Annotated in this window: 24 protein-coding genes and 4 tRNA genes; 5 read left to right on the forward strand and 23 right to left on the reverse strand. The window is 48.5% G+C overall.

What is annotated here, in order from left to right; translation table 11 throughout:
* Positions 1 to 273: 273 nt before the first annotated feature.
* The 11 genes from rplL to DTO96_RS00670 all read right to left on the reverse strand — a co-directional run bounded on the left by rplL (position 274) and on the right by DTO96_RS00670 (position 5,559).
* Positions 274 to 645 carry a 50S ribosomal protein L7/L12 gene (rplL, locus tag DTO96_RS00620; protein ID WP_114561727.1) on the reverse strand — a complete coding sequence of 124 codons (372 nt, stop codon included), beginning with the start codon at positions 643 to 645 and terminating at the stop codon, positions 274 to 276.
* Between the two features lie 91 nt (positions 646 to 736).
* The gene (rplJ, locus tag DTO96_RS00625) at positions 737 to 1,231 is read right to left on the reverse strand and encodes a 50S ribosomal protein L10 (RefSeq protein WP_114561728.1); all 495 of its coding nucleotides are present in this window, start codon (positions 1,229 to 1,231) and stop codon (positions 737 to 739) included.
* A gap of 309 nt (positions 1,232 to 1,540) precedes the next feature.
* Complete coding sequence (gene rplA / locus DTO96_RS00630; RefSeq protein WP_114561729.1) at positions 1,541 to 2,236, reverse strand: 50S ribosomal protein L1; 696 nt, start codon at positions 2,234 to 2,236, stop codon at positions 1,541 to 1,543.
* Positions 2,237 to 2,238: 2 nt separating this feature from the next.
* Complete coding sequence (gene rplK / locus DTO96_RS00635) at positions 2,239 to 2,670, reverse strand: 50S ribosomal protein L11 (RefSeq protein WP_114561730.1); 432 nt, start codon at positions 2,668 to 2,670, stop codon at positions 2,239 to 2,241.
* Between the two features lie 134 nt (positions 2,671 to 2,804).
* A complete protein-coding gene (gene nusG / locus DTO96_RS00640; RefSeq protein ID WP_114561731.1) occupies positions 2,805 to 3,335 on the reverse strand; it encodes a transcription termination/antitermination protein NusG in 531 nt (176 codons plus the stop codon).
* Between the two features lies 1 nt (position 3,336).
* The gene (gene secE, locus DTO96_RS00645; RefSeq protein ID WP_114561732.1) at positions 3,337 to 3,717 is read right to left on the reverse strand and encodes a preprotein translocase subunit SecE; all 381 of its coding nucleotides are present in this window, start codon (positions 3,715 to 3,717) and stop codon (positions 3,337 to 3,339) included.
* 93 nt (positions 3,718 to 3,810) lie between these two features.
* Positions 3,811 to 3,886 (reverse strand) — tRNA-Trp (locus DTO96_RS00650).
* 137 nt (positions 3,887 to 4,023) lie between these two features.
* Positions 4,024 to 5,214 carry an elongation factor Tu gene (gene tuf / locus DTO96_RS00655; RefSeq protein ID WP_114561733.1) on the reverse strand — a complete coding sequence of 397 codons (1,191 nt, stop codon included), beginning with the start codon at positions 5,212 to 5,214 and terminating at the stop codon, positions 4,024 to 4,026.
* Between the two features lie 51 nt (positions 5,215 to 5,265).
* Positions 5,266 to 5,340: transfer RNA gene (locus DTO96_RS00660), tRNA-Thr, on the reverse strand.
* A gap of 22 nt (positions 5,341 to 5,362) precedes the next feature.
* A tRNA-Gly gene (locus DTO96_RS00665) sits at positions 5,363 to 5,436 on the reverse strand.
* Positions 5,437 to 5,475: 39 nt separating this feature from the next.
* Positions 5,476 to 5,559, reverse strand: a tRNA-Tyr gene (locus tag DTO96_RS00670).
* Positions 5,560 to 5,732: 173 nt separating this feature from the next.
* Between DTO96_RS00670 and DTO96_RS00675 the strand changes: the two genes are divergently transcribed.
* Positions 5,733 to 6,089, forward strand: coding sequence for a diacylglycerol kinase (locus tag DTO96_RS00675; protein WP_114561734.1), 357 nt, complete (start codon positions 5,733 to 5,735; stop codon positions 6,087 to 6,089).
* A gap of 79 nt (positions 6,090 to 6,168) precedes the next feature.
* Here DTO96_RS00675 and hslU read toward each other — a convergent pair whose 3' ends face one another.
* The 6 genes from hslU to DTO96_RS00705 all read right to left on the reverse strand — a co-directional run bounded on the left by hslU (position 6,169) and on the right by DTO96_RS00705 (position 11,011).
* Entirely contained in the window at positions 6,169 to 7,515 is a 1,347-nt protein-coding gene (hslU, locus tag DTO96_RS00680; protein WP_225972522.1) for an ATP-dependent protease ATPase subunit HslU, read from the reverse strand.
* A 102-nt stretch (positions 7,516 to 7,617) separates the two neighbouring features.
* Positions 7,618 to 8,151, reverse strand: a complete 534-nt coding sequence (hslV, locus tag DTO96_RS00685) for an ATP-dependent protease subunit HslV (RefSeq protein WP_114561735.1) — start codon at positions 8,149 to 8,151, stop codon at positions 7,618 to 7,620.
* A 353-nt stretch (positions 8,152 to 8,504) separates the two neighbouring features.
* Positions 8,505 to 8,948 carry an RNA polymerase-binding protein DksA gene (gene dksA / locus DTO96_RS00690; protein WP_114561736.1) on the reverse strand — a complete coding sequence of 148 codons (444 nt, stop codon included), beginning with the start codon at positions 8,946 to 8,948 and terminating at the stop codon, positions 8,505 to 8,507.
* Positions 8,949 to 8,997: 49 nt separating this feature from the next.
* A complete protein-coding gene (locus DTO96_RS00695) occupies positions 8,998 to 9,924 on the reverse strand; it encodes a GTP-binding protein (protein WP_114561737.1) in 927 nt (308 codons plus the stop codon).
* Positions 9,925 to 10,028: 104 nt separating this feature from the next.
* Positions 10,029 to 10,664, reverse strand: a complete 636-nt coding sequence (locus DTO96_RS00700; RefSeq protein WP_114561738.1) for an alpha/beta hydrolase — start codon at positions 10,662 to 10,664, stop codon at positions 10,029 to 10,031.
* The gene (locus tag DTO96_RS00705) at positions 10,664 to 11,011 is read right to left on the reverse strand and encodes a (2Fe-2S) ferredoxin domain-containing protein (protein ID WP_114561739.1); all 348 of its coding nucleotides are present in this window, start codon (positions 11,009 to 11,011) and stop codon (positions 10,664 to 10,666) included. Before DTO96_RS00705 ends, DTO96_RS00700 begins: the two co-directional genes overlap by 1 nt.
* A gap of 79 nt (positions 11,012 to 11,090) precedes the next feature.
* Here DTO96_RS00705 and DTO96_RS00710 point away from each other — a divergent pair, with 79 nt between their 5' ends.
* From DTO96_RS00710 to DTO96_RS00720, 3 genes are all read left to right on the forward strand, one after another.
* A complete protein-coding gene (locus tag DTO96_RS00710) occupies positions 11,091 to 11,936 on the forward strand; it encodes a biotin--[acetyl-CoA-carboxylase] ligase (protein WP_114561740.1) in 846 nt (281 codons plus the stop codon).
* Positions 11,933 to 12,715, forward strand: coding sequence for a type III pantothenate kinase (locus DTO96_RS00715; protein WP_114561741.1), 783 nt, complete (start codon positions 11,933 to 11,935; stop codon positions 12,713 to 12,715). The genes DTO96_RS00710 and DTO96_RS00715 overlap by 4 nt, the downstream gene beginning before the upstream one ends.
* A 1,175-nt stretch (positions 12,716 to 13,890) precedes the next feature.
* Entirely contained in the window at positions 13,891 to 14,163 is a 273-nt protein-coding gene (locus DTO96_RS00720; protein WP_114561742.1) for a hypothetical protein, read from the forward strand.
* 488 nt (positions 14,164 to 14,651) lie between these two features.
* Here DTO96_RS00720 and DTO96_RS00725 read toward each other — a convergent pair whose 3' ends face one another.
* Positions 14,652 to 15,740: a glycerophosphodiester phosphodiesterase gene (locus DTO96_RS00725; RefSeq protein ID WP_114561743.1), complete on the reverse strand. Its 1,089-nt coding sequence runs from the start codon at positions 15,738 to 15,740 to the stop codon at positions 14,652 to 14,654.
* A 179-nt stretch (positions 15,741 to 15,919) separates the two neighbouring features.
* On the opposite strand from DTO96_RS00725, the gene tsaD reads away from it, so the two are divergent.
* Positions 15,920 to 16,942 carry a tRNA (adenosine(37)-N6)-threonylcarbamoyltransferase complex transferase subunit TsaD gene (tsaD, locus tag DTO96_RS00730; RefSeq protein WP_114561744.1) on the forward strand — a complete coding sequence of 341 codons (1,023 nt, stop codon included), beginning with the start codon at positions 15,920 to 15,922 and terminating at the stop codon, positions 16,940 to 16,942.
* Positions 16,943 to 17,006: 64 nt separating this feature from the next.
* Here tsaD and DTO96_RS00735 read toward each other — a convergent pair whose 3' ends face one another.
* The 5 genes from DTO96_RS00735 to DTO96_RS00755 all read right to left on the reverse strand — a co-directional run bounded on the left by DTO96_RS00735 (position 17,007) and on the right by DTO96_RS00755 (position 22,991).
* On the reverse strand, positions 17,007 to 18,485 hold the full coding sequence (locus DTO96_RS00735; RefSeq protein ID WP_225972523.1) for an amino acid permease: 1,479 nt from the start codon (positions 18,483 to 18,485) through the stop codon (positions 17,007 to 17,009).
* Between the two features lie 144 nt (positions 18,486 to 18,629).
* Entirely contained in the window at positions 18,630 to 19,346 is a 717-nt protein-coding gene (locus DTO96_RS00740; RefSeq protein ID WP_157964287.1) for a gamma-glutamyl-gamma-aminobutyrate hydrolase family protein, read from the reverse strand.
* A gap of 56 nt (positions 19,347 to 19,402) precedes the next feature.
* A complete protein-coding gene (locus DTO96_RS00745; protein WP_114561746.1) occupies positions 19,403 to 20,563 on the reverse strand; it encodes an iron-containing alcohol dehydrogenase in 1,161 nt (386 codons plus the stop codon).
* A gap of 230 nt (positions 20,564 to 20,793) precedes the next feature.
* Positions 20,794 to 22,272, reverse strand: coding sequence for an aldehyde dehydrogenase family protein (locus tag DTO96_RS00750; protein WP_225972524.1), 1,479 nt, complete (start codon positions 22,270 to 22,272; stop codon positions 20,794 to 20,796).
* A gap of 257 nt (positions 22,273 to 22,529) precedes the next feature.
* Positions 22,530 to 22,991 (reverse strand): OsmC family protein, encoded by a 462-nt coding sequence (locus DTO96_RS00755; protein WP_114563856.1) that lies wholly within the window; start codon positions 22,989 to 22,991, stop codon positions 22,530 to 22,532.
* Between the last annotated feature and the right edge of the window lie 14 nt (positions 22,992 to 23,005).

Below are 23,005 nucleotides of genomic sequence, written 5' to 3' on the forward strand. Positions count from 1 at the left end.
AACGCTCGGCGAGCCTCTCTCTCGAAGCACTCACCCACAATGGACTGCACGCATATCCGACCAAATTTATTTTCTCGTCGTCGAGAAGAAAACAAACAAAAATGCACTCACCTATTCCCAGCAAATGCATTTATATTTAATTTCAAATCGAAACAAAGTTAAATTTTTAGACAGTCTGAAATTATACCATGCTTTTATGATTTCATTACATCAACTTTAACGCAAAAAAACTGGCAACATTGCTGTTGCCAGTTTTTGAAACCCAGTAAAAAATTACTTGAGTTCTGCTTTCGCGCCAGCTTCTTCCAATTTTGCTTTAGCAGCTTCTGCATCAGCTTTTGGAGCAGCTTCTTTAACAGTTTTTGGTGCGCCATCAACGAGGTCTTTAGCTTCTTTCAAGCCCAAACCAGTGATTTCACGAACTGCTTTAATGACGCTGACTTTATTTGCGCCAACTTCAGTCAACACAACATCAAAATCAGTTTTTTCTTCGGCTGCAGCAGCTGCGCCGCCTGCAGGGCCAGCAACAGCAACAGCTGCAGCAGAAACGCCAAATTTTTCTTCGAATGCCGATACCAAGTCATTCAAATCCATTACAGACATTGCACTTACTGCTTCTAAGATGTCGTCTTTAGTGATAGCCATTTAAAACTCCTAACAATCGGTTCTTTGAACCGCAAATATTTAATGTGAGATCACGCCGCACGCAAAGCGAGGCGTAAATCAAATCGTGAAATTAAGCTGCTTCTGACTTCTGTGCTGCTACAGCGGCCAAAGCGCGCGCCATACCTGCCACAGGTGCTTTCATTACGTATGCCAACTTCGACAACAACTCTTCGCGAGAAGGGATGCTTGCCAACGCTTTAATGCCAGCTTGATCGAGCAATTTGCCGTTGTAAACGCCAGCTTTCAAGATCAATTTATCATTGGTTTTAGCAAAGTCATTCAAGACTTTAGCGGCAGCAACAGCATCTTCAGAGATGCCATAGATCAATGGACCCGTCAATTCAGCCGATAAAGACTCAAATGACGTGCCTTCGATCGCACGGCGTGCCAATGTGTTTTTCAACACTTGGATGTGAACGCCTTGCGCGCGCGCATTTTTACGCAATGTCGTCAGAGCGCTAACGCCAACCCCACGATATTCAGCCACTGCCATCGTTTGCGCGTTTGCTACAATTTGCGCAACTTCTGACACGACGGCTTTTTTACCTTCAAGATTTAATGCCACGTTATACTCCTACTTCATTTATAAAGTCGTGCACATTCAAAAGAACATCGCACAACACCCAACGACTTCCGTCATGGTTTTGCTTTATAAATATAAAACGAAATCATTTTCGGGGTCGCCATTCTGCGTTGGCTTTTATTCGAGGAGACTTGATTAAAACCAAGCGTCGCCAAACAATCATTAAGTGCAACACACCAACGGTCTTTGAAAGCCCGCTGTGGTGTTTCAGGCATTTCAACCCGAACACACACAACAACCCAAAGCTCTCTTTTATGTCGCAGTCATTCAACTGCGACATTCTCATACCAATTAGCCAGCGATTGTACCGCTGTCTACGCGCACGCCCACACCCATTGTTGACGAGAGTGCAACTTTACGCACATAAACGCCTTTGCTTGAAGCTGGTTTCAATTTAACCAACGCATCAACCAATGCCGCCAAGTTCGATTTCAATGCAGCCACTTCAAAGTCAGCGCGACCCAAAGTAGCGTGAATGATACCGCCTTTGTCTACACGGAACTGCACTTGACCCGCTTTAGCATTTTTAACGGCTGTTTCAACGTCAGGCGTCACAGTGCCTACTTTTGGATTTGGCATCAAGCCACGTGGGCCCAAGATTTGACCCAAAGTACCAACGATACGCATTGCATCTGGAGTGGCAATCACAATGTCAAAGTCCATTTGACCCGCTTTAACCTGCTCTGCCAAATCTTCCATACCAACGATATCTGCGCCAGCCGCTTTAGCCAACTCAGCTTTTTCGCCTTGTGCAAACACAGCAACGCGCACAGTTTTACCTGTACCTGCTGGCAACACAACCGAACCACGGACGGTTTGATCAGATTTCTTTGGATCAACGCCAAGTTGAATGGCAACGTCAACAGATTCATTGAATTTTGCAGTTGCCGTCTCTTTGACCAAAGCCAAAGCTTCATCGGCCGCATAGACTTTATTGCGATCGACTTTAGCAGCCAATGTTTTTTGTTTTTTAGATAATTTCGCCATGATTACAGACCCTCCACCGTGATGCCCATGCTGCGCGCGCTACCAGCAATGGTGCGTACAGCTGCGTCCAAATCAGCTGCCGTAAGGTCAGGCTGCTTGGCTTTTGCAATTTCTTCCGCTTGTTCGCGCGTGATTTTAGCCACTTTGTCCGAGTGCGGACGTGCAGAACCTTTGGTGATTTTTGCTGCTTTTTTCAACAACACCGTTGCAGGCGTTGTTTTCATCACGAAAGTGAAGCTCTTGTCAGCAAATGCTGTGATGACCACAGGAACTGGCAAACCAGGCTCGATGCCCTGGGTTGCGGCGTTAAACGCTTTACAGAATTCCATGATGTTCAAACCACGTTGACCCAATGCTGGACCAACTGGAGGAGACGGGTTTGCTTTGCCCGCTGGGATTTGCAGCTTAATAAAGCCGATAATCTTCTTTGCCATAATTAACCTCTAAATGAGTGGTATCGCCATTTTAAGCATGTACATGCTTGACTTTGGCTCCTCGTGCCGTTCATTTGAACATTCTGGTTTATTTAAACAAACCAGAGCAGGTTGAACGGCTTAACCTGTATCTTTTACTGAACTTTTTCAACCTGATCGAAACCCAACTCAACTGGGGTCGCACGACCAAAAATAGTCACAGTGACACGCAATTTATTGCGATCATAATTCACTTCTTCAATCACACCATTGAAATCAGCGAAAGGCCCTTCTGTGACACGCACAGACTCACCCACCTCAAACTCAATTTTCGGACGTGGACGCTCACCATTCATATGCGCGAGAATTTTATCCACATCAGCCTGCGGCAAGGCATGCGGCTTATTACCCACACCACCCACAAACCCAGAAACCTTAGGTGTGCTCTTGACCAAATGCCAAGACTCATCGGTCATCGCCATTTCGATCAGCACATAACCTGAGTACAAGCGGCGCTCAACCACCACGCGCTTGCCGTTACGCATTTCAACAACCTCTTCGGTCGGCACCAACACGCGACCAAATTGCTCTTGCATTTCAGAGCGCCCAATGCGCTCATTCAGAGCACGTTCAACGCTCTTTTCCATGCTTGAGTACACCTGAACAAAATACCAACGCTTATCCATATTATTTCCAACGCAAAATTAAGTCGTACAGTACGAATTCAAGAACTTTATCCACACCCCACAGGAACAAAGACATGACGCCCACAAAAGCAAAAACGACACCCGTCATTTGAAAAACTTCTTTGCGCGTCGGCCACACCACTTTACGGGTTTCGCGATACGCTTCATTGGCAAAAGTCAAAAAAGACTTACCCGTCGGCGACACAAAAAATGACACAACAGCCGCAGCAAAGCCCGCACTCAGAATGACCGGCTTCAAATACTCTGAGGCATCCTTAGGCACAAAAAAATAGGCCATAAATGCGGCCACTAATATTACGATTGGTACCCAAACGCCCCACTTGGCATTCGATACATCTTTAATCTGTTGAGATTGAGACATGTACTCACTCTACTTGAGGCAATCAAAAAAATTTGACTTGATTAGGAATTGAACGCGAGAACCGCGACATTTGAAACAGCTTGTTTTTCGATATGGCAGGGGCGGAGGGTTTCGAACCCCCAACCTACGGTTTTGGAGACCGTCACTCTACCAGTTGAGCTACGCCCCTACACCGAAAAACTTAAAACGGGATTCTATCACACTTACAGAACCCCGTCTATTTTTTATCCAAAACAACCCACCTCAATGAGTTATTTTGGGTCAACCACTTACATTTAGAACCCTAAACCACGAGTTCAAAAGCAATTAAGCAATGATTTTAGCCACAACGCCCGCACCAACAGTACGACCACCTTCACGAATCGCGAAGCGCAAGCCTTCTTCCATCGCGATTGGGGCGATCAGTTCGACGCTGATTGATACGTTGTCACCTGGCATGACCATTTCTTTGCCTTCTGGCAAAGACACTGCACCGGTCACGTCCGTTGTACGGAAGTAGAACTGTGGACGGTAGTTGTTGAAGAATGGTGTGTGACGACCACCTTCGTCTTTTGACAAGACGTAGATTTCTGCGTCAAACTTGGTGTGCGGTTTGATTGAGCCTGGTTTGCACAGGACTTGACCACGTTGCACGTCTTCACGTTTTGTACCACGGAGCAATACGCCGACGTTGTCGCCTGCTTGACCTTGGTCGAGCAATTTGCGGAACATTTCAACACCAGTACATGTTGTCACTTGTGTGTCTGCGATACCAACGATTTCGAGTGATTCACCGACTTTAACGATGCCACGTTCGATACGACCAGTCACCACCGTGCCACGACCAGAGATTGAGAACACGTCTTCGATTGGCAACAAGAATGTGCCGTCAACTGCGCGTTCTGGTGTTGGGATGTATGAGTCCAATGCATCGCCCAAAGCCAAAATAGCAGGTTCGCCGATCGGTGATTGGTCGCCTTCTAAAGCCAATTTCGCAGAGCCTTTAACGATAGGTACGTCGTCGCCTGGGAAATCGTATTTAGACAATAATTCACGAACTTCCATTTCAACCAATTCGAGCAATTCTTCGTCGTCGACCATGTCGCATTTGTTCAAGAATACGAGGATGTACGGTACACCCACTTGACGTGCCAACAAGATGTGCTCACGTGTTTGTGGCATTGGGCCGTCTGCTGCTGAACATACGAGGATCGCGCCGTCCATTTGAGCCGCGCCGGTGATCATGTTTTTAACATAGTCAGCATGGCCTGGGCAGTCAACGTGTGCGTAGTGACGCGTGGCTGTTTCGTATTCAACGTGGGCGGTGTTGATGGTGATACCACGCGCTTTTTCTTCTGGTGCCGCGTCAATGTCTGCGTAACCTTTGGCTTCGCCACCGAATTTTTTTGACAAAATCGTGGTGATTGCCGCTGTTAATGTTGTTTTACCGTGATCAACGTGACCAATCGTGCCTACGTTGACGTGTGGTTTGGTCCGTTCGAACTTACCTTTTGCCATGTCAAAACTCCTTTGAGGGCGAAGCTATAAAAAATAAATGAAAATATAAGATGGTGCCCATGGCGAGAATCGGACTCGCGATCTCTCCCTTACCAAGGGAGTGCTCTACCACTGAGCCACATGGGCGATAAAATGCGGATGTAACTTTTGGAGCGGGAGACGGGAATCGAACCCGCATCATTAGCTTGGAAGGCTAGGGTTCTACCACTAAACTACTCCCGCGCACCACAACCAACAGTGGGACAAGCCCAATATCATCTTTGGTGGGCAGGGCTGGATTCGAACCAGCGTACTCGAAAGAACAGATTTACAGTCTGTCGCCTTTAACCACTCGGCCACCTACCCAAAGAGAACGTAATTATGAATATCAACAGCCCCGTTGTCAAGCGTATTTTTGCAAATAAATCACATATTTTTTATTTTTTAATGGACAAGCTTGACAGTGCTCAGCAAAAAAGCGATAAACTGGGCATCTTTCACCCAGAAGTGGGCATTTTTATTTTTTTGGATGGTTTTTAATGTTTTCACCTCAACGTATTTTCAATGCTTTTAGCTATTCAATGAAGGGCTATAAAAGCGCCTGGCAAACCGAAGCTGCGTTTCGTGACAATGTGATGATGGTTGCGATTACACAGCTGCTCTGCCTGCTCCTGCAACCACACTGGCAGCTGTGGCTGTTTTTTGGCGCATGCAATGCCTTGCTCATCATGGCAGAGCTGTTGAACACTGGGCTTGAATACTTGGCCGATCACATCAGCACGGATCAACACGATCTTTTGGGTCGTGCCAAAGATGTTGGGAGCGCAACGGTGTTTACAGCACTCATGTTTAACGGCTTGGCGCTGCTCATCATCATCTGGCAATCCCTGACTTAAATGCAAAGAAGCTCCAAAATCATTTTGGAGCTTCTTTCTTTCCCTCAGAATGCAGCACATGCCCTGCATATCATGCGGCTTATAAAATATATTGCGCTAAGTTTTCATCTTTAATCAATTCACCCAAACGTGACTCAACGTATACCGCATCAATCACCACTGCTTTTCCCTCATAGTCGTGCGCATTGTATGACACGTCTTCAAGCAACTTTTCCATGACGGTATGCAAACGGCGAGCACCAATGTTTTCCGAACGCTCATTGACAGCGCACGCCATTTCGGCCAATCGCTGCACGCCACTTTCTGTAAAATCAAGACCCACCCCCTCAGTCGCCATCAATGCCGTATATTGGCGGGTCAAGCAAGCATCGGTTGCTGTTAAAATGGCTTTGAAATCATCGACATTGAGCGAACTCAGCTCCACTCGAATCGGGAAACGTCCTTGCAACTCGGGAATCAGATCCGACGGCTTGGACAGACTGAATGCCCCCGATGCCACAAACAAAATATGATCTGTTTTAATCAGGCCGTACTTCGTTGAAACGGTTGTGCCTTCCACCAAAGGCAATAAATCGCGCTGTACACCTTGGCGTGAAACCTCACCACTGCCAGCACTGCCACCTCGGCCAGAAATTTTATCAAACTCATCAATGAACACGATGCCATTTTGCTCAACAGCCTCAACCGCTTGGCTGCGCACCTCATCTTCATTGACCATTTTGCCCGCTTCCTCATCCACCAGCTGGCGCAGGGCGTCTTTGACTTTCATTTTCTTCGATGTGGTTTTACCCGTTCCAATACTGGCAAACATACCACGCAACTGATCGGCCATTTCCTCCATACCTGGGGGGCTCATCACATCAAACTGTGCCGTGCCTTGACTCACCTCCAGCTCGATTTCCTTATCGTCCAGCTCCCCTTCACGCAATTTTTTACGGAATTTTTGACGGGTTGCGCTTTCGGTATCGGCACGCGAATACTCACCCGTCGTCACATCTCGTGAAGGGGGCAACAACACATCCAAAATACGGTCTTCAGCGGCATCTTGAGCTCGGCTTTGCATGTGCTTGGCGGCGGCTGCACGTGCATTTTTCACCGCCACCTCGATCAAATCCTTGATGATAGACTCGACGTCTTTGCCCACATAACCCACTTCCGTGAATTTCGTTGCTTCAACCTTAATAAACGGTGCGCCAGCAAGACGCGCCAAACGACGGGCAATTTCAGTTTTACCGACACCTGTCGGCCCCATCATCAAAATATTTTTTGGTGTCACTTCAACGCGCATGGCATCAGCCAACTGGCCTCGGCGCCAACGGTTGCGCATGGCCAAAGCGACGGCTTTTTTTGCATCTTTTTGACCAACAATGTGCTTGTCGAGCTCAGAGACGATTTCTCTGGGGGTCATGTTAAATGGACTGGACATGGTTTTCCTTTACTTATTACCCAAATATTTTGTGACATTTTGTGTCGTCCGCGCAGAAGTTCAAAACACTTCTTTCGAATCGCTCACACAAACTCAAAAAAATTACAATGTTTCGATGGTGTGATTCTGATTGGTGTAAATACAAATATTGCCTGCAATTTCCAATGATTTTTTAACAATTTCAGCAGGTGTCAATTCGGTATTGTGCAACAAAGCCAGCCCCGCGGACTGGGCAAATGCACCACCTGAACCAATGGCAATCAAACCATCTTCAGGCTCAAGCACATCGCCATTGCCTGTAATGATCAAGGAGGCGGTGTGATCTGCGACCGCCAACATGGCTTCAAGGCGGCGCAACACACGATCGGTACGCCAATCTTTGGTTAAATCAATCGCTGCCCGTGTGAGATGCCCCTGATGTTTTTCCAATTTGGCTTCAAACCGCTCAAACAAAGTGAAAGCATCCGCCGTCGCGCCTGCAAAACCTGCCAAGACTTTACCGTGGTAAAGCTTACGCACTTTACGTGCGCTGCCCTTGACAATGGTGTTGCCCAGTGTGACTTGGCCATCGCCGCCAATGGCGACCAAATTGCCACGCCGCACGGATATGATCGTTGTGCCATGATATTGTTCCATTTTTTGCTCCTTTGGGTGAACAGACCCGTGTCTATTGTGTCGAGGGGTGTCAGTCAATCGCAAAAGCTAACCTTTTATTTTTGCGATGTTTGACGCCTTAAATTTTTCATGAAAGCAGATTGATCCTTTCAATGAAGGGTGACGTATCTCGCTCATCAATCAAACCAAACGAAATCAATCCCTCACAATACTGAAGAGAACCAACGAGACCCACAAAAAATCCAAATCATTTGCGAACTTCACTATAGCGTAGATGTGGTTGAACGTAAAAAAAACAAGGATGCCCACAGGCATCCTTGTCATTTATTTACACGACCCACGCACCACACGTGCATGACGGGGTCTAGCAGCCCTTAGTCACCGTACATTTTCTGTACTTTCTCGCGACGCTCTTGCGCTTCAAGCGACAATGTGGCCGTCGGGCGCGCCAGCAAGCGACCCACCCCAATCGGCTCACCCGTTTCTTCACACCAGCCGTAATCGCCTGAATCAATGCGCTCAATGGCCTGACCAATTTTCTTCAACAGCTTACGCTCACGGTCACGCGTACGCAGCTCCAATGCATGCTCTTCTTCAATTGTGGCCCGATCTGCTGGATCCGGCACCACTTCATTTTCGCGCAGATGCTCGGTGGTGTCATCTGCGTTTTGCAGCAATTCTGCCTGCATGTCCAACAATTTTTGTTTGAAAAACGCCAGTTGTACGTCATTCATGTAATCTTTTGTGGGCATCTTCAACAGTTTTTCTTCTGTCATCGCGCCTTTACGATCTTGTGCCATCTCTACTTCTCCACTCATCAAAAAAGATTGCTCTTTTTTGCTTCTAAAAATCTTTTGCTCTTCACACTCAAGCGATGCACTGCTGAAGCTCCACTTCCAACTCATCCCAAGGCAAACCTTGACCCAAAATCCACATGTGTGTCTCAGGTGTTCGGCCTTCTGGCCACACATCAATGAACATGTCTGACCACAAATACTGTAAGGCTTGCATGCACAACGGTGACACCTCGCCTTGTAAATTAACCACCGCAAGCAACCGAGTCATGCTCGCCCCATGCTGAATACGCCAGCGACCAAGCATTTCCTTGATTTTCTCACCATTCATGGGCTGCGAAAACGAGAAATATACCACTTTATGCGCACCCCATGCGAGCAAATCGTCTTTTTTTAGTGGTTCACGCCACAAAGGGGCGTCCACACTATACGCCATTATGGGAATGGACACGTCATCGTCACTGATGAAGCCATTATGAACCCACATGGCCAAGGGATTTAACGCCCTCATTTGCTCGGCAAATTGAGCCATCACATCATCACCATTAAAGCTCAACACGCGGTCCGCAAGCAACAACTGATCCACCACCAAACCTTGAGATAAATCGCCCCAATCGCGATCCAATTGCATCAACGTGATCAACTCATCCAACTGTGCACCCACATTGGGCAGTTCACATAATAAAAACTGCACCCACAGCGCACTGCTTGCCCGCACCGGCAGGATGAGGATGAATTTTTTGGCTTCCAAAGACATGGCCTCGGATATGCCGTGCTCCAGTTGACCCAATACATCTTCGTCTGGCCACAACACGCCAGTCAACACATGGCCAGCCAATCCCGCTTTGGCATAAGCGGTGTGCTCATGCGCCATCACGCACACTTGGTTGGCCTTATGCGCATTTTCCAATTGGTGCGCCCATTCTGGCACGCCCCCTTCAAAACCAATATTTGGTTGATTTTCCAGCCACACGGCAACGGGCAAAATGGATTCACTCATATGTTCAATAAGCTTTATTTTGATTTAACACACATTTAACAAATATTTAACAAACAACAAAACCACCGCCTCAAAACGATCGACTCATAAAAGGGGCAATGTATTCACCATTGTTGCACAATAATCTGCTTAATGATGTGCAAACGCCGATGAAAAAAATGATCTGCGCCCGCAACCACAGTCACAGGCAACTCCAAAGGTTCGGCCCAACGCATGACCGCCCCCAGTGGAATCGTATCATCCAACTCACCGTGAATGACAATACTGTCCGAGGGCACGGGTGCAACATCCCATTTACCCGCTGCGGTGCCCACCATGATCATGCGCGACACCGCCTCGCCACGCGCTTGTAATGCTGCGGCAACACGACTTTGCACAAAGGAGCCAAAAGAAAACCCCGCCAAAACTAGAGGTGCACCGACGAAAATACCCAACTCAGCACGCATCCACTCGAGCACAACCAACATGTCCTCCGTTTCAGCCACCCCGTGGTCATGCACACCCGCTGTTTGTCCGACACCTCGAAAATTCGGACGAACCGCAATGTAACCGAGCTCATTCAAGGTTTTTGCCAAAGTTTGTGCCACTTTATTGTCCATTGCGCCACCAAACAACGGGTGTGGATGCGCCACCAGAGCCAAACCTTTGACTTCACTGGGTTCAATTTTTGGCACATCCACGGCAATCTCGATCATCCCAACGAGACCATCAATGGTCAATTTTTCTGTACCCGCACGCATCACGCCTCCGTCTGCTTATCGATCATCAAACGCTCAACCACGCGACCATGCTGCAAATGCTCGGTCACAATTTCGTCCAAATCCGATGCGTCCACATAGTTGTACCACACGTTATCGGGATACACCACGCACACGGGGCCGTGCTCGCAACGGTCCAAGCAGCCCGCTTTATTGATGCGCACGCCTTTCAATTTCAACGCACCCACCGCTTGTTTGGTGTGCGCCCAACCATCCAAAGCGCCGTGACGCAGGCAATCACCTCGAGGCTCATCGGCTGGTCGTTCGTTTAAACAAAAAAACACATGGTGCTTAAAGTAACTGCTGTTTGCGTTGACTGGCTCACTCATATCATCCTCTTATTTCTCATAACTCTCTTATTTCTCATAACTGCACACACACAGAGTGCATATCTTTTATAATTTGCACATGCACAATGTCGCCCAAATTCCACCGATTCAACTCTCTGCTTTGCAAAAGTGGTGGTCAACGCACAGCCAAGCCTCCTTGGCTTTGCACATTAAATACACCCCCCAATGCGACTCCACCAATGTGCAATTATGCCATAGCCCTCACCAACACAACACATTGCTGGTGGCCGAACATCAAACCCACGGCCGCGGACAGTTTGAGCGCGCATGGGTGAGCGGTACGGGTGATTTAATGTTTTCACTGGGGCTGCTGCTGTCACCCGCACTCATCCCCGCTTTATCGCTTCGGGTCGGCGTGGCTTTGGCACAAGTCTGTGCGGTGCACGACTGGCATGTGCAATTGAAATGGCCGAACGACGTGATTGCCACTCATCCAGATACGGGTCAACGTGGTAAATTGGTTGGCATTTTGGTGCAAAATCAATCGGCCGATGATGGTGAGCATGCTTGGGTGGTCATCGGGGTCGGGGTCAACATTGGCACACGACTACTGCCCAGCACCAGCGATGCCTCCGCATTCCCGCCCATCGGCTTGGCGCAACTGGATGAAACATGGATTCAACCCACAGCTCACCAACGCGAAGAACTCATCATGCAAATTGTCGATACCATATTGGTGCACATCGAAACGGCCTCAACAGCCCCCCATGAGCAACTCGCCCAGACTTGGAATAGCCATGACCTCTGGTATGATCAGCGTTTAACAATGACCGAACCTTCAGGTCAGCACCACATCGGTGTGGGCTGCGGGGTCAATACCGATGGCGCCTATCAAATGAGCATCAACGGCGAAATCCGTTCTTTTTACAGCGGGCAGTTGCGCCCCATCACGGAGCGCGCATGATGCTTCTCATCGACATTGGCAACAGCCGCATCAAATGGCTCATCCAAAGTGAACAACAACCTTTCGACCCCAATACAGCGCCTTTCGCCATCACCCACCATGATGCAGATTGGCTCGCCCAATTGAGCCACGCATGGTCAAATGTGACACGCCCAAAGGCGTGCTTCATCAGCAATGTGGCCTCCAGTGCGCGACTTGAACAGGTGCAACAATTGATCCACACCTTGTTTGGCAACATCAACTCACACATGATTCGACCGCAGAAACACACCGCTCACTTCACCCTCGCTTACGACGAAGTCCAACAAATGGGCGCGGATCGTTTTGCACAACTGCTGGGCGCACAAGCCATTTGCAGCGAACGCAACCACCTCGTCATCAGCGCAGGCACAGCCACCACCATCGACGGCGTACTCGCACATGGCCAACACGTGGGTGGGGTGATCGCCCCCAGCATCGACCTCATGCGCACCAGCCTGCACCAGCACACCGCACGACTGCCCTTGAATGGCGGAGACTTCTCACCGCACAACGCACCTCGCAACACACTCGACGCCTTGGCTTCGGGCGCACGTTTGGCGAGACAAGGCGCTGTTCTATCCTTCATGAGTCACTACATGCCCGACGCGCCCACCCATTGGCTGCTGTGCGGCGGCGGTGCAGAACTGTTGGCGGAAGATTTAGCGACATGGGCTGAACAGCATTCAGCGACAATACAAATCGTACCATCGCTGTGCTTATTGGGCGTGTGGCAATTCAGCCAATCCATTGACTTTTAAATAGGCAGCACCTACTTTACAAGTCGCCATCATTGAATGTGATGAGGGTGACGTATTTGACAAAAATAGTTTAAGCCCTCAATATTTAATCCCACACGTCATTGCGGGCTTGACCCGCAATCTTCAATTCTAGGAAATGCCGCGTCAAGCGAGGCATGACGGATAGACCAATCAATGAAAAACTTATAATTGAGCACACACTGTGTGGCGTATTCAATAAAAACAACTCATGTCTTTAGGGTATGACTACGAGCTAAATATACGAGTCATTTTCCCTATGCCAAGAGGTATAATAAACCACAACAAATTTAAGCCGACTTGTTTTATTTCTTTAAAAACAGGTGCTTATTATTTTTATCAATCAGAATATGCGGCAAAATGAAAGTAAAATATCAGTATTTTTGACGCACAACCTACGTTAGCAAAAAAAGCTGAAAGCAATGAAGCTAGAACTATTTAATAATGCAATGCATAGTATTATCACGCATTAGAACAAATAAGCGTTGCAGAAAGAAATTTACAATCAAACAAGGAATTTGATAATGACGATCATATTGTTCATTGGAAAAATGAAGAGGGGTATGATTCATTTTTCTTGGAAGGCTATAGCAAGCCACCACTAATAACCGCTACAAATTTGTCGTTCTTAATCTAATTTTGGGTCTAGAACTTGTTTTAAAATCATACACTCAAGAAAAAACGTCATCCTCAATATTCAAAGGAAAAAGCGGATATACAATCAACCTTCATGAAGCTTTAAAAATTACACTGGGTTTGAATTTAGCTCTTTTATCAGAACCAGAAAAATTATTAATTGAAAGCGCGTCTAATTTACGCAATCAAATGCAACATTATGAATTCTCGTATGAAATTTCTGAACTAAGGAGGCTTTCACAAGAGTTATACTTGGTAGTATCAAAAATTGTTAGTTCTCTTTTTTCAATCAATCTTGCCGAACATTTTGAATATGACCAGTGGTCAGAAAATGAAGACCCAATTTCCGAGGTAATCAAAAACATTCGCAATAGGCTATATGGCTAATAAGTTGTTGCCCCATAGCCACTGTGTGGCTGGACAATTTTTAAGTCGCAATTTTATGGCTTTGCTGCGCAAAAGTATTCCACAAAACTGCGACTTAAAAACTGCCGTTTAGCTCGGCGTTAAGGCTTCAATCTATGCACAACCGTTTAACTACTGCTCAGGTCGCTTGCGCCGCAGCTTATGCGCTCATTTTCCCAATAAGCAACCTCATTGGCGGCAAGCTCATGATGTTTGGCATCCTGCTCACCTGCCCTTTCTTGATCCTTGCTTGGCCTGGTGGCATGCTTGCGGTTACAATTTTCGGAAGCGAGCAAGCCTATATTTGGGGAGCTGGCCTCATGATCTTTCTACAAGCCCTACCCGTTACCTCGCTCATGAAGATATTTCGCAACAATGCGAAAGCATGATTGCATATTTTCAACGCTCTCTCCTTCGCCCACCAACCAGTTGGTCAAGCGTAATTTAGCCTCTTTGTCGATAGCTTTGAAGCTGGCACTTGCTACTTGTGCGACAGGCATTTAACGTCTTTGGGCAGAAAACCACCTTATTCACATTGGCTATTGAAGCCCAAGGGGTTCAAAAAAAACGATCTACCCACCGTCGCGCAAAAATATGGTTTTTATCAAACTCAATCCTTTTTCCAATGGGTTGCGAATCAGGATGCATTTGCAAGAAACATAAATGATGAGTAACTCCAACTTTCAGGAATATCCGAAAATGCAATACCGCAGTAAGGCTCATTGATGGATTTTGAGGGTTACAAACCAGGGGCTATTCACACCAACCAAGCTCACTCATTGATTCAAATTGAAAATAGAGGTTTTTTCGTCACCATCAAAAAAACCTCACATTTCCCAATATAATCAATCAACTACAGAATCAACATTAACGCCCCCTAGTCTTTGCTCATGCGCGCACGCGCCGCCACAGCGGTATCGGTGTAATCGCTGAAAACCCCATCGACACCCAAGTCAAAAAACAGCGCATATTCATTGTAAGGGTCACCCGCATCGGTGTCCGTCAAATGCTTGGCTTCATTGCGGAAAGTGAACGGATGCAGTGCCAAGCCTGCCGCGTGGGCACGTTTCACCACATCGGTCGCGGGAATGCGTGTTTTAATGCCTGACGCGTCGGTCACATAGGAATCAATGTACACTTTCCACGGGCCAATCCCTTGCGCCACTTGAGCGATTTCTTTCAAATTCGCATCACTCATCATCTCGTTGTATTTACGCGGATCACCTTTTTTGACAAAATCATAGGGTCGCCCGCTGGTCACCGTGCCATCGGCCAACACGTCGTCGCCATCGATCAAATAAATGCGTTTCACGGGGCTGAGCTGCTTCAACACGCGCAAATTGGTCAATTCAAACGATTGGATGTACACGGGCGCATCGGCACGGTTCAAATGGTATGTGCTTAACAGTGCCACCAATTTGGCTTCAAGCGGCAAACCTTTTTCTTGGTGCCATGTCGGGTGTTTGGTTTCAGGGTACACGCCAATTTCACGCCCCAGTTTTTTGCTCACGCGTTCGCGCAATTGCAAAATTTCTTCAAACGTTGGAATTTCAAACTGACCGTTGTACTGCGGATCACGATCAGCGCGTGGCTGTTTGGCTCGCAACGTTTTGATTTGAGCCAAAGTCAAATCACAAGCAAACCAACCCTCTTCATCTTTGCCATCCACGTGCTCAACACGTTTATACGCCGCAAATTCTGGGCGTTCGCTGATGTCGGTGGTGTCTTTTAAATTCGGCTCATGGCGGGCAATCAACACGCCGTCTTTGGTTGACACCAAGTCAGGTTCGATAAAGTCCGCGCCCAATTCGGCCGCACGCTCATAACCTGCCAAAGTGTGGTCAGGAAAATAACCCGCTAAGCCGCGGTGACCAATCACAATCGGTGGCTGACCATTTAAAGTTGCCCATGTTTTTGCCTGCACTTGGGTGCTTAGCCCTGTGCTCAATAAGGTGAAAATGGTCATGATGCGAGTCCAAGATGTTAAATATTGACGTCCATAATGTAGCATAGTTACCCCCAGAAATTGTGATGCACGAACCATGTGCCGTGCTGCACAACAGCATAGGCTGTTACAATGACGGTTGTGTGAATCTAAAAAATACATTCGCACATTGTTATTTTCTACACTCATTAAGTTTAAACATGTTAATCCTTGGCATTGAATCCTCTTGCGATGAAACGGGTGTCGCGCTGTACGACTCGGCGCGCGGCCTGCTTGCACACGCCCTGCACTCACAAATCGACATGCACGTCGCCTACGGCGGCGTGGTGCCTGAGCTGGCTTCGCGCGACCACATTCGCCGTGTGTTACCGCTGACCGATGTGGTGTTGGCCGAAGCGGGCGTGACACTCAACGATGTCGATGCCATTGCCTGCACCGTCGGCCCGGGTTTGGCAGGTGCGCTGCTGGTGGGTACGGCTTGTGCGAATGCGATTGCATTTGCATTGAACAAACCTGTGATTGATGTCCATCACCTTGAAGGACATTTACTGTCGCCTTTGCTGTCCAGCAATCCGCCAGAATTTCCTTTCATCGCTTTACTGGTTTCAGGTGGTCACACCCAATTGATGCGTGTGGATGGTGTGGGTCAATATCAACTGTTGGGTGAAACATTGGACGACGCAGCAGGCGAAGCGTTTGACAAAACCGCCAAAGTGCTGGGCTTGTCCTACCCGGGTGGCCCCGCGGTTTCAAAAATAGCGGAGTCAGGCGTGCCCAACCGCTTCAAATTTGGCCGCCCCATGATGCACAACGGTGATTTTGATTTCAGCTTTGCGGGTTTAAAAACAGCGGTGTTGACCCAAGCCAAAAAACTGCAAATGATTGCTCCTTTGACCGATCAAGACAAAGCAGACATTGCGCATGCCTTTGTCGAATCGGCGGTGGATGTACTAACCTACAAGGCATTTAAAGCATTGCAAGCCAGCGGGTTCAACCGTTTGGTGATTGCAGGTGGTGTCGGTGCAAATGCCCAGCTGCGCGCACGTTTAAACGCCATGGCGATCAAACACGGCTTTAAAGTGTTCTATCCTGAATTGCATTTATGCACCGACAACGGTGCGATGATTGCGTTGGCAGGGTGTTTGTCTGCGCAACAAGATCCATCCCTGCTCAAGCATCAAGACACATTCACAGTGCGGCCACGATGGCCATTGTATTCATAAAACACATAAAAAAGAGGTGCAAACGCACCTCTTTTTTTCATCAAAGCCCCGCTCATTTAAACTTTTATTTGATGTTGGGCGGCCCTTTGAATCGATTGCGCTCTCCAAAGCCCCACCAAAACACAGCCAAGAACACCACCAAAGCAATGATCGCATAAAGCACTTTTTCATTGGGTGGTTGAATGCCCACAAAAATCAACACCAGACCACCGATCACCGCCAGTAATGCGATGGGTTTGGACAAACCGCCCAAATCAAACGGGCCTTTTTTCGTCCAAGTTTTGCCTTCCACAAAGAAACCAACCGCCGTGGGCATGATGTAAGAGATGTACATGAACACCGCACATGCCGTAGACAAAACCACAAAAGCATCACCGTACAATGTCGCCACAAACGATGAAATGGCGGTTGCCCAAATGGCAGCAGTGGGTGCTTTGGTAACAGGGTCAACCGATTTCAATGCATTGGATGCGGGCAAACCACCGTCGCGTGCGAAGGCATAAATCATGCGCGAGGTCGACATCATCGCCGCCAAAGCGCACAGGTAATTGACTGCAAAAATGCCGAGCCCCAAGATGACTTTTAAGCCAGCAGGCAAACTGTCAAGCAATGCTGCAAAAAAGCCCAATCCACTTTTCACACCCTCAGCCAAATCAGGCATCACCAGCAAAAATGTAGCCACCAGACCAAAACCAAACAAAGCAGACCACAGCACCGATGAAACGATGCCTTTGGGCACATTTTCAGCTGCATTGTGGGTTTCCTCCGCCGTATGCGCCGAGGCATCAAAACCCGTGATCGTATAAATCGTCAACAACAACCCCGATAAAAACACCATGAGGCTGCTTGAAGATTCAGGCCACATGCTGCCCTCTTGCCCTGTGAAATTGGTGAATGTGAGCAGGCGCGACACATCGGTTGGCGTTTTGGAATACACCCACAAAGAAATCACCAAAACAGTCGCAATGATGAAAATCAAATAACCCGAAATATCAATTAACTTGGTCGTCAAGCCCACCGCTTTGTGATTCAACATCGCCTGAGTGACGGTGAACAAAGCGATAAAACCAGTTTGCTGCACCCAGCCCCAATCAGTCGTATCAAATCCCAACAGCGGTGCTACCAACGTTTTAAAAAATGGATCATACACACCAAAATTCACCGAAGCGATCACAAAAATCAAACCCAGCAAGTTGAACCACGCCGTTGTCCAGCCATAACCTTTATTGCCCAAAATTGAACCCCAGTGGTACAAACCACCTGCGGTGGGGTACGCTGAGGCAATTTGCGCCATGGCCAAAGCAACCACCACCGCAAACGCCGCGCCCACAATCCAGCCCAACCCAATCGACAAACCACCCGCCGCCCCCAACGCACTGGGGAAGGCGGTGATGCCACCCGCTAAGATACAAATGATCGAAAAAGACACGGCAAAATTTGAAAACTTACTCATTCGGCGGTGAAGGTCTTGCTGATAACCCATGCTCTCCAGCAACTTCGCATCGGCATCATGCGGCTCTGGTGTACTTATTTTTTTACTCATCGTTGCACTCCTTGAAGTGTTTAACTGCTGCTTTTATGGTCATAAAGAATGACTGTTGTGCATTCGTATCGAAACTGAGGTTAGACTGAGATTGAGATTTAAATTGATAAACTGATGGGGTCGTAGAGTAATGTTGTCTTTAAATCACACCTCCACTTTCTGGGCGGCTTGCACCAAACCATCAAATAAAGCTTGCTGCGTCCCATCCGTGCCCGCAGTCAATTCAGGATGCCACTGCACAGCCAATAAGAATTGAGCCGACGACGATGCGATGGCCTCAACGGTACCATCTTCCGCCCAACCCACCGCCTGCAAATGGTCACCCAATTGATTCACGGCCTGATGATGCCACGACGAGGTCATGACCCGAGTCGAGCCCATGGTTGCGGCCAGCAAAGAATCAGGTGCAACGTTCACAGCATGAACCGTTGGCGTTCTGGATGCGCTGCGGTGCAGCACCTCCTCGCCCACCACTTCAGGCAAATGCAGGTGCAAGCTACCACCGCACGCCACATTCACCAACTGCAAACCACGACAAATCGCCAGTATCGGCATACCGAGTGCCAGTGCGGCTCGTGTCAAACTCAGCTCTGTGTCATCTCGTACTGGATTAAGGCTGTAAATCGTCTCATGCATGTCCTCACCGTGCAATTCAGGGTCGATGTCACCCCCACCAATCAACACCAGCCCATCCAGCCGAGACAACCACGCGGACACCATGTCCGCGCCCATCGGCGGCAACAACACAGGCACACCACCCGCTCGCACCACCGCCTCCAAATACTCCCGAGGCGTGTGATAACCATGGCCCTCGCCACTCGGATAAGCCGTCAACCCAATGACTGGTTTAATTTTTTCCATGATGACCTCCAACGCTTTCTCAAAAACACACATGATGGATGAATGAATAATGTTCTTTAAAGTGCACCCGCCACCGCCGCACGGTAAATGTCGGCATAATCCGCCGCAGTCAATTGCACGGGATTACCGCCATCGCTTGGGTCATTTTTGGCCATCGCCCCAATCGCATCGGCTTGATCCAACGGGATGTTGATTTCGGCCAAGGTGTGCGGGATGTTCAACGACTGTCGCAAATCCAATACCCAGCTCAAAAAGCCATCAAAGCTGCTGTCAGCCAAACCGATGTAACGCGCCGCAGAACTTAAACGCTCAACAATGGCCTCTCGATTGCGCACCAACACATACGGCAACAAAATCGCATTGGCCAAACCATGGTGCGTGTCAAACACCGCACCAATCGGGTGTGCCAATGCATGCACACCGCCCAACCCCTTTTGAAACGCCGTCGCACCCATGAGTGAGGCGGATAACATCTGCGCACGCGCTTCAATGTCTTGCCCATTGTGATAAGCACGCGGTAAAAAATCATGCACCAACTTCATGCCTTCCAACGCCACCCCTTGTGCCAACGGATGGTAAAACGGCGAGCAAAAAGCTTCGATGTTATGCACCAATGCATCCACACCGGTCGCAGCCGTCAAATGAGCAGGCAAACCTGTGGTCAATTCAGGATCAGCCAAGACTCGTTGCGGCAACATCGCTGGGTGAAAAATAATCACTTTGCGGTGTGCCACATCGTCAATGATGAGGGAGGCGCGCCCGACTTCGCTGCCCGTGCCCGCGGTGGTTGGAATCGCAATCGAAGGTGCCACGCCCGCCACATTGACCCGCAGGTAATTGTCACCGACATCTTCAAAATCCCACAGCGGACGATCCTGCCCCGACATCAAAGCAATCGCCTTGCCCACATCCAACGCACTGCCACCGCCCAATGAAATCACCCCATCGTGCCCACCCGCATGGTAGGCCGCCACGCCTGCATCGACATCACGTCCAATCGGGTTTGGCCGCATGTCGCAGAACAACGCCGCACTCAACCCCGCATCCTGCAACTGCTTCAATATCTTGACCGTCATCGGCATTTCAGCCAAACCACGATCGGTCACCAACAGCGGACGCTTAATATTCAACTCCGCGCACAAACCAGCCAACTCGCTGATTCGCCCCGCACCGAAACGAATGGGGGTCGGGTAATTCCAATTGCCTCGCAACTCCATGGTGACTCCTTTTTAGTGGATTTAGTTTTTTGGGCATGTTTCAGCCCGTTATTGACACTGACGCAACACCATCACCCGTCATTCCCGCGTAGGCGGGAATCCAATTAAACGCCAAACATTATTGCTGGCTTGAAGCGTTTGAAATGATAGATACGCATTGCGTCAACGAACCCGCCTAAGCGGAAATGACGACTTATTTTAATGCTCAGAAAAACCATGTTGCCCCACTGTTAAGCCGTTCTAAAATGAATCGACTTCACCCGCGTCAACTGCGCATAACCCAGCGCAGACAAGGACACGCCGCGCCCTGTGTCTTTGACCCCCGTCCATGCCAGCGCAGGATCAAGGTAATCGCAGCGGTTCATAAACACCGTACCCGTTTCAATCTGATCGGCCAAAGCCATCGCCGCATCCGCATCGGTCGTCCAGATCGATGCGGTCAAACCGAAATCGCTGTCATTCATCAAACGCAGCGCCTCTTCATCCCCCGACACAGGCATGATGCCAATCACGGGACCGAAACTCTCTTCGGTCATCAGCCGCATGCGGTGGTCAACATCCACCAAAACCTGTGGCGCAAGATAAGCCGTACCAGGCGCATCATGGGTAAAATGCCCCGCAGGAATCAAAGTTTTCGCGCCCGCAGCCACCGCATCGGCGATCTGTTGACGCACAAAATCAGCGGCACGCGCACGCACCATCGGCCCCAAATTGGTATTCGCATCCATCGGATTGCCGAAGCGATAGCCTTTGGTCAGCTCAACGAATTGCGCCACAAAATCATCGTACAAACTGGCGTGCACATAAATCCGCTCGACCCCGCAGCACGATTGTCCTGAATTAAAAAATGCACCATCCACCAAATTTTCAACCGCATTGTTTAAATCAGCATCCGCCCGCACATACGCAGGGTCTTTGCCGCCCAACTCCAAACCCAAACCAATGAAACGCTCCGCCGCTGCGCGCTGCACGGTGCGCCCACCTTCGACCGAACCCGTGAACGCCACGAAATCAATGCCCTCACTGCCAATCAAAGCCAGCGTGTCGTCATGCGTCATGTGCAACACCTGAAACACCCCATTCGGTAAACCCGCCGCTTTAAACGCCTCATCAAATATTTTAGCCACCAAAGGCACCTGTGACGAATGTTTCAAGATGACCCGATTGCCCGCCACCAATGCAGGCACAATGGTGTTGATGGCGGTTAAAAAAGGATAATTCCAAGGCGCAAGCACCAACACCGTGCCGAGAGGTTCTCGGCGTAAAAAACGTGTAAAGCCCTCTTTCGGTGCGGGATAATTGTCCGCCAAGGCCTCATCGGCAATCGCAATCATGTGCCGTGCGCGCTCTTCCAAACCACGCACCTCGCCTGCGGCCTGTGCAATGGGTCGACCAATTTGCTGGGCAATGGCCTCAGCGATGCGATCTCGCTGCGACACCAACCAATCGATGGCCTGACCCACCAGCACTTTACGCTGCGCCAACGGTGTGTTTTGCCATGTTAAAGCAACCTGCTGCGATGCCTCCAGTGCCTGACGAATGTCTTCACCACTGGCATACCCATATTCAGCCAATACTTGCCCATCAACAGGAGAAACCACTGAAAATGTAGTGCTCATATCCACCCCAATCAAAAAAACAATAAAAACACAGCCTAACTCAGCACCCAATGCAGCCACAATGACCACCAATGGATTAATGGCTTTCATGATGACACCTGCCAAAATCAGTTGAAGCCCACAACACGCGCCTCACCGAGCCGTTAATCAATTAATCAATTAATCAATTAATCAATTAATCAATTAATCAATTAATCAATTAATCAATAAATCAATAAATCAATAAATCAATAAATCAATAAATCAATAAATCAATAAATCAATAAATCAATAGATCAATAAATCAATAGATCAATAAATCAATAGATCAATAAATCAATAAATCAATAGATCAATAGATCAATAGATCAATAGATCGGCTCACAACGCACATCGGTCGTGACCGAATTGGCAATGAAACATTCTTCATGCGCACGGTGGTGCAAAGCATCCAACTGCTCCCGCGTGGGCGCATCGCCTTCAAACACCACATGTGGTTGCAAAGTGACAACCGTCATGACCATTTTTCCAGCGTCATTCTTCGCCATGACACCTGAAGCAGAATCTCGATAACTGACCACTTTAAACTTGCGTTTGAGCGCCATGGTCAAAAACCACAACATGTGACAACTGCTTAACGATGCCACAAACATTTCCTCAGGATCAACCGCCGACACATCAGACATCGGTAGCGGTACGACATGCGGTGAAGAAGAGGCGGGCAAGATCACGCCACCATCAAAAGTCACCGTGTGACGGCGGCTGTATTGATTGCTTAAAAAATCGGTGTCATCGCACACCCATAAAATATCGGCACTGTAAGTGGACATAAAAAAACCTCTGC

It is taken from the genome of Ephemeroptericola cinctiostellae (genome assembly GCF_003339525.1).
GTDB lineage: Bacteria > Pseudomonadota > Gammaproteobacteria > Burkholderiales > Burkholderiaceae > Hydromonas > Hydromonas cinctiostellae.